The organism is Streptomyces sp. SID14515 (assembly GCF_010548505.1).
In the GTDB taxonomy this organism is placed as follows: domain Bacteria; phylum Actinomycetota; class Actinomycetes; order Streptomycetales; family Streptomycetaceae; genus Streptomyces; species Streptomyces caviscabies.
The window spans coordinates 1-6018 of sequence record NZ_JAAGMH010000075.1; the positions used below are offsets into that span (position 1 = coordinate 1).

7 protein-coding genes are annotated in these 6018 nt (G+C 69.7%); 4 read left to right on the forward strand and 3 right to left on the reverse strand.

From position 1 onward, the window contains the following. Together G3I54_RS15275 and G3I54_RS15280 are read left to right on the forward strand one after the other, a co-directional pair. Positions 1-281, forward strand: a 281-nt coding sequence (locus tag G3I54_RS15275; RefSeq protein ID WP_275407967.1) for a 2'-5' RNA ligase family protein, incomplete at its 5' end; no start/stop codon positions are given. Positions 282-495: 214 nt separating this feature from the next. Then, positions 496-1485: an aldo/keto reductase gene (locus tag G3I54_RS15280; RefSeq protein WP_164615037.1), complete on the forward strand. Its 990-nt coding sequence runs from the start codon at positions 496-498 to the stop codon at positions 1483-1485. A 76-nt stretch (positions 1486-1561) separates the two neighbouring features. Here the strand turns inward: G3I54_RS15280 and G3I54_RS15285 are convergent, their stop codons facing one another. After that, complete coding sequence (locus G3I54_RS15285; RefSeq protein WP_203686333.1) at positions 1562-2734, reverse strand: hypothetical protein; 1173 nt, start codon at positions 2732-2734, stop codon at positions 1562-1564. Positions 2735-3138: 404 nt separating this feature from the next. On the opposite strand from G3I54_RS15285, the gene G3I54_RS15290 reads away from it, so the two are divergent. Next, the gene (locus tag G3I54_RS15290; RefSeq protein WP_164615039.1) at positions 3139-3405 is read left to right on the forward strand and encodes a hypothetical protein; all 267 of its coding nucleotides are present in this window, start codon (positions 3139-3141) and stop codon (positions 3403-3405) included. Between the two features lie 56 nt (positions 3406-3461). On the opposite strand, the gene pip is transcribed toward G3I54_RS15290, so the two are convergent. Continuing rightward, positions 3462-4436, reverse strand: a complete 975-nt coding sequence (gene pip, locus G3I54_RS15295; protein WP_164615045.1) for a prolyl aminopeptidase — start codon at positions 4434-4436, stop codon at positions 3462-3464. A gap of 123 nt (positions 4437-4559) precedes the next feature. On the opposite strand from pip, the gene G3I54_RS15300 reads away from it, so the two are divergent. Then, positions 4560-5048, forward strand: a complete 489-nt coding sequence (locus G3I54_RS15300) for a hypothetical protein (RefSeq protein ID WP_164615041.1) — start codon at positions 4560-4562, stop codon at positions 5046-5048. A gap of 42 nt (positions 5049-5090) precedes the next feature. Here the strand turns inward: G3I54_RS15300 and G3I54_RS15305 are convergent. After that, a partial coding sequence (locus tag G3I54_RS15305) for a transporter substrate-binding domain-containing protein (protein ID WP_164615043.1) occupies positions 5091-6018 on the reverse strand: 928 nt, incomplete at its 5' end.

The window sequence follows — 6018 nt, forward strand, 5'->3', positions numbered from 1 at the left end:
GCCTCGACACGCTGCGGCTGCTCGCCGAGCGCGCGGAGGCCGCCGCCCGGCGGGCCGGGCTGCCGATGGAGGAGCACCGCCGCTACACCCCGCACCTCACCCTGGCCCGGAGCCGCGGTGACACCGACCTGCGGCCCTTCACCGCGGCGCTGGCCGGGTTCGAGGGGGAGCGCTGGGAGGCCGGGGAGATCGCCCTCGTACGGAGCGAGCTGCCGGTGTCCGGGGTGCCGGGGGAGCGGCCGCGCTACGAGACGGTGCGAGCCTGGCCGCTGGGCGGGTGACCGGTGCGGTTACGCTCGAAGGGTGGACCCGAAGACCAGAAACCGCATCATGGCGGCCGTGCTCGTGCTGATATTCGTCGTCGTCGCCGTGGGGGCCGCCCTCGGAGGCTGAGACCGGCGGGCCGTCGGGCGGCGTCGTACGCCGCGGGGCGGCCCGGCGCGTCCGGGGCCCGTGCTTGCCTGGAGTGGACTCGAAGGAGTTGGCTTGGGCGTCATGAAGTACACACAGCTCGGACGTACGGGACTCAAGGTCAGCCGACTCGTCCTCGGGACGATGAACTTCGGCCCGCAGACCAATGAGTCGGACAGTCACGCGATCATGGACTCCGCGCTCGGCGCGGGCCTGAACTTCTTCGACACGGCCAACGTCTACGGCTGGGGCGAGAACAAGGGGCGCACCGAGGAGATCCTCGGCACCTGGTTCGCCCAGGGCGGCGGCCGGCGCGACAAGGTGGTCCTGGCCACCAAGATGTACGGGAACATGGGCGCCGACGGCGAGGCCTGGCCGAACCACGACAAGCTCTCCGCCGTGAACATCCGGCGGGCGGTCGACGCCTCGCTCAAGCGCCTCCAGACCGACCACATCGATCTGTACCAGTTCCACCACGTCGACCGGAACACGCCCTTCGACGAGATCTGGCAGGCGATCGAGGTCCTGGTCCAGCAGGGCAAGATCCTCTACGCCGGTTCGTCGAACTTCTCCGGCTACAAGATCGCCCAGGCCAACGAGCAGGCCGCCCGGCGCGGTTCGCTCGGCCTGGTCAGCGAGCAGTGCATCTACAACCTCGTCGAGCGCCGCGCCGAGATGGAGGTCATCCCGGCCGCGCAGGAGTACGGCCTCGGGGTCATCCCCTGGTCGCCGCTGCACGGCGGCCTGCTGGGCGGCGTGATCAGGAAGACGACCGAGGGCGGCCGCCGCGCCTCGGGCCGCGCGGCCGACGCCCTGGCCGACCCCGCCACCCGCGCCCAGCTCCAGGCGTACGAGGACCTGCTCGACAAGCACGGCCTGGAGCCCGGCGAGGCGGCCCTGGCCTGGCTGCTGACCCGCCCCGGCGTCACGGGCCCGATCGTCGGCCCGCGCACCGCCGAGCAGTTGGACAGTGCGCTGCGGGCACTTGAGCTGGACCTCCCGGAGGCGGTCCTCACCGGCCTGGACGAGATCTTCCCGGGCCCGGGTCCGTCGCCGGAGGCCTTCGCCTGGTAGGGCAGGGAGCGCACAGGACAAGGGGGGCCTCCCGTCACTGTGACGGGAGGCCCCCCTTGCGTTGTTGTCCGACGCGTCAGCTGAGGGACTGGAAGTCCAGCCAGCCCGAGGTCCCGACGGCTACACCGCTGCCGGAGATGTTGGAGTAGAGGTAGAACTTGTCGTCGCCACCCGTGGCGAAGACGTCCGTCTTGTTGTCCGACCCCGCGTCAGGAACGGCGGTGAACAACGGCCGGTGGCTTCGCGTCCAGCCGGAACCGATGACAGTGGACTGGGGGCCGCTGCCGAGACCCTCGCCCGAAAGGCCGGTCCCCTCGTAGAGCCGGAGTTCCCCGTTGGTCTGGTGTCGCGCGAGGAGATCGACGTGGCCGTTGCCGGTGCGGTCGCCCGGCGCTGCCAGGTCGTAGGGCGACCAGGATCCGCTGCCGACGAGCACGGGGTCGCGTGCGTCGTCGAGGTAGAAGGAGGCGGAACCGAAGTACAGCCAGAGGAAGTTGCCCTCCTTCACGAGGAGGTCGGGGTATCCGGCGACCTCTGCGGTGCCGTCGCCGTCCGTGTCCAGAGGGCCGTCCACGTCACCGATGGCGAGGATCTGGTCGGCGTTCTGCCAGTGGTTGTTGGCCCCGTCGAAGACGGCGAGTTCCTGGCGGTCGTACTGGCAGGAACGGGAGTGCCCATCGGCCTGTTCATCGCGTGCTGAACAGGCCCAGCCGGCACCGTTGTTCGGGTAGACTTGGAGGGTCTTGCCCTCTTCCCCGGGCACAGCCGCGACGAGGTCCTCGAATCCGTCACCGGCCCAGTCCCCGCGATGGGTGATGCCGGCTCGATCGAAGTCGCTGTTGCTCGCGACGGTTCCCGTCCCGACCCGGCCGTTGCCCTGCCCGGGGTACAGCCACAGCTCGCCCGAGCTCCTCACCGTATAGAAGTCCGCATTGCGGTCCCCGTTGAGGTCGGCAGCCTTGTCCGGGGCGGAGAGCCCGTTCGCGTAGAAGAGGTATGCGGCCCGGTCGGAGCGGTTCTGGGCTGCGTCGAGGCTGCGGACGTAGATCCGCTGGGCTCCGGCTGCGGGCGGTGTCAGAACGACCTTGGCGTCGATCTTGCCGTCACCGTCAAGATCGGTGCTCGGCGTGACACTGCGGACAGTGAGATCCCAGTCGGTCCAGTACTCGTAGGACTTGACGTCGTTGACGCCGCCATTGCCGAGGATGAATTGGTATCGGAGGAACCATGCAGGTCTGCTTGGTGACAACCAACCATTCGGACGGGAAGACCGATTACGGGGTGTCCTTCAACTACGGCGCGGAGACCGCATCGATCGGAGGGGGCTCCAGTACGAGATGTACGGCAGCAACGCGACGGACTTCGAGCAGCTTCGCGGAGACAGCACTGGGGCCAATGCGACGATTGGGGCCGGCGTAAGCGTCTCCGGCAGTCATGAGTACGCCATCAACCGAACGGGTGACAGGGTGGAGACTGTGCTGAACAGTCGTGGGGAACCCGTGACGACCACGTCACTGGCGGCAGGAGCCGGCATCGGATTCGAAGCCGGTATGCAAAGTGCTTACAATACCAGGATAGGTCACCTCTTCACTTGGTGATCACCCATGTTCGGGCGCACGGGCTGCACAGGCCCGTGCGCCTCCAAGGGGAAACATGCACGATTTGATTCTTGCGGCACGGACTTCTCATTCGGTGAGCTACGGCGAACTGACCGCCGGGGTTCTCCTTGCCGTTTTCGGTTCCCTGCTGGCTTTGAATGTGAAGGGTTGGGCCGAAGTCGCTTCTGACTTTCTGGGGAGGAGGATGTTTTCAGCCTTCCATCACAACGACCTCATCCTGAGGATTCCGGCCGGGTTTTTTGCGGTGGGTGGAGTAATTTTGGCCTCGATCAATCTGAAGATTCTCTTCTTTGGGTTCTGAGGAGTCATTGGTGGGGGCAAGCATCGAACCCGGTCGGTTCCACTCCGCGTGCCGCCTCACCGCTTCGCCGCGAAACCGTCCAGCGCCTCCAGCACCGCCCGCCGGGTCTCCGTACCGCCCATGTGGCCCGCGTTGTCGATGACCGTCAGTTCGGCGTCCGGCCAGGCGCGGTCCAGTTCCCAGGCGGTGACCAGGGGGCTCGCCAGGTCGAAGCGGCCGTGGATCAGGGCGGCCGGGATGCCGGTCAGGCGGTGGGCGCGGGCCAGGAGTTGGCCCTCCTCCAGCCAGGCTCCGTGGGCGAAGTAGTGGGAGCAGATCCGGACGAGCGCCTGCTGGTCGCGGTCCGGGCGGCCGCTGTACGGGGCCGGGCCCCCGGTCGCTTCCATCGAGAGGACCGCGTCCTCCCAGGCGCACCAGTCGGCCGTCGCCCTGTCCCGTACGGCGGCGTCCTCGCTCTCCACGCGGCGGGCGTACGCCGCGACCAGGCCGGCCGGGTCGCTCGTCTCGGGGACGCCCGCGCGGAAGGCGTCCCAGGCTTCGGGGAAGAGCGGGGCGACGCCCCGGTAGAGCCAGTCGATCTCGCTGCGGCGCGTCGTCGTCACCGAGGGGATGACCACCTCCGTGACCCGCTCCGGGTGCTCCTCGGCGTACGCCAGGATCAGGGTCGAGCCCCAGGAGCCCCCGTACAGCAGCCAGTCGTCGATGTGCAGGTGCTCCCGCAGGCGTTCCATGTCGGCGATCAGGTGCGCCGTCGTGTTGTGCGCCATGTCCGTCGCCGGGTCGCTCGCGTGCGGTGTCGAGCGACCGCAGCCCCGCTGGTCGAAGAGGACCACCCGGTAGCGGTCCGGGTCGAAGTACTGACGGGCGCGGGGCGTGCGGCCGGAGCCGGGGCCGCCGTGCACCACCAGGGCCGGCTTGCCGTCCGGGTCGCCGCACACCTCCCAGTACACGAGGTTGCCGTCGCCGACGTCCAGCATGCCGCTGTCGTACGGTTCGATCGGCGGGTACAGGTCGTTCGGTTCGCGGTGCACGGCGTCGTTCCCCTCGGTGCGGCGGGCGGGTGGGCGGTGGGCCACGTTACGCGGGTACGGAGGCCGCGTGGCCGGTGGCGGCGGCCGGCGTACCCGCCCTGGTGGCCGCGTAGCCTGGACGCCGTGAACGCCGTCCCCCGGATCCTCGCCGTCCTCGACGCGCTCCTCGCCTTCGCCGCACCCGGCGAGCGCGGCGCCCTGTGGCAGCTGGCCGAGCCCGGGCGGGAGTTGGACGCCAATCTGGTGCGGCTGCCGCCGGGCGCGGAGGTCGGTGAGCATCAGGAGGACGTGCTCGACGTGCTCCTCGTCGTCCTGGCGGGCGCGGGCAGCGTCAGGGCGGGTGACGGCCGGGTGCTGGACCTCGCGCCCAGCACCGCGCTCTGGCTGCCCCGTACGTCCCGGCGCGCGCTTGCGGCGGGGCCGGACGGGCTCACGTACCTCACCGTCCACCGCCGCCGCCCCGGCCTGGCGATCAAGCCGCCGAGCGGGGCGTACGAGGGTGGCGAGGGGCCCTGCATGCTGGACCGGGTCTGCCCGGAGTGCGGGCGGCTGTCGCAGGACCCCGCGCCGGTCTTCTGCAGCCGGTGCGGGGAGCGGTTCCCGGAGCGGTGAGCCGGGCCGGCGCGCACAGGCGCCGGGAGCGGTGACCGGGTCTCAGTACCCCTTGCACTCCGTCAGGTCCGGGAGGCCGGGCGGGTTCTCGTTGCCCACCAGGCCGGACAGGTTCTCCTTGTACATGTCCTCCCAGATCCTGCCGTTCAGGATCGTCCGGAGCGCCGAGCACACCTCGCCCTTCAGGATCGGGGTCCGCGGCCGCATCGCCACGCCGTAGCCCTCCGCGCCCTGGATGTTCTCCAGCCGCCGCACCTTGCCCGGGTTGGCCTCGACGTACCCGGCGAGAATGATGTCGTCCGAGGCCACCGCGTACACGTCGGACTTCGGGTCCAGCAGCTTGTCCAGGCAGTCCTGATAGGTGTTGGGCTGCGACTTCGCCATGGTGAAGCCCTGCTTCGGCAGCGCCTTCTCGTACGTCGACTCCCGTGCCGTGCACACCTCGACGCCCAGGTCCCGCAGGTCGCTGGAGTCGTTGATCGTGTACTTGGCCGACTTCTCGCGGACCAGGAAGCCCCGGCTCGCCTCGTAGTACGGGCCCGCGAAGTCCACGCTGTAGCCGTCGGGCGCGGCCGTCTTGCGGTCGTCGGTGATGCTGTACGAGGCGATGACCAGGTCCACCTGCTTGGTCTTCAGCGCGGTGCTCCGGTAGTCCGTGGCGACCGTGGTGAAGGCGACCTCGCCCTTGCCGTAGCCCATGCTCTCGGCGATCGCGTAGGCCAGGTCGATGTCGTAACCCTGGTACGTACGCGACTTCTTGTCGAAGATGCTCAGCCCGGGCTGGTCGTCCTTGACGCCGATCTTCAGCGTCGGGTGCGTGTCCTTCCACCGCTCCTGGGAGCCGCTGCCCGCCGCGCCCTCGCCCTCGCCCTGGCCCCGCACCGAGGCCGACCGGTCGCCGCCCCCGCCCCCGTCCTGCTCGCCGCCGCCCTGCGAGACCAGCCAGCCCGCGCCGGCCAGCAGCGCCACG

Excerpts from the sequence above, each read along its gene's own strand:
- G3I54_RS15280 (WP_164615037.1), top strand. The coding sequence starts at position 496 with ATGAAGTACACACAGCTCGGACGTACGGGACTCAAGGTCAGCCGACTC.
- G3I54_RS15290 (WP_164615039.1), top strand. The coding sequence starts at position 3,139 with ATGCACGATTTGATTCTTGCGGCACGGACTTCTCATTCGGTGAGCTAC.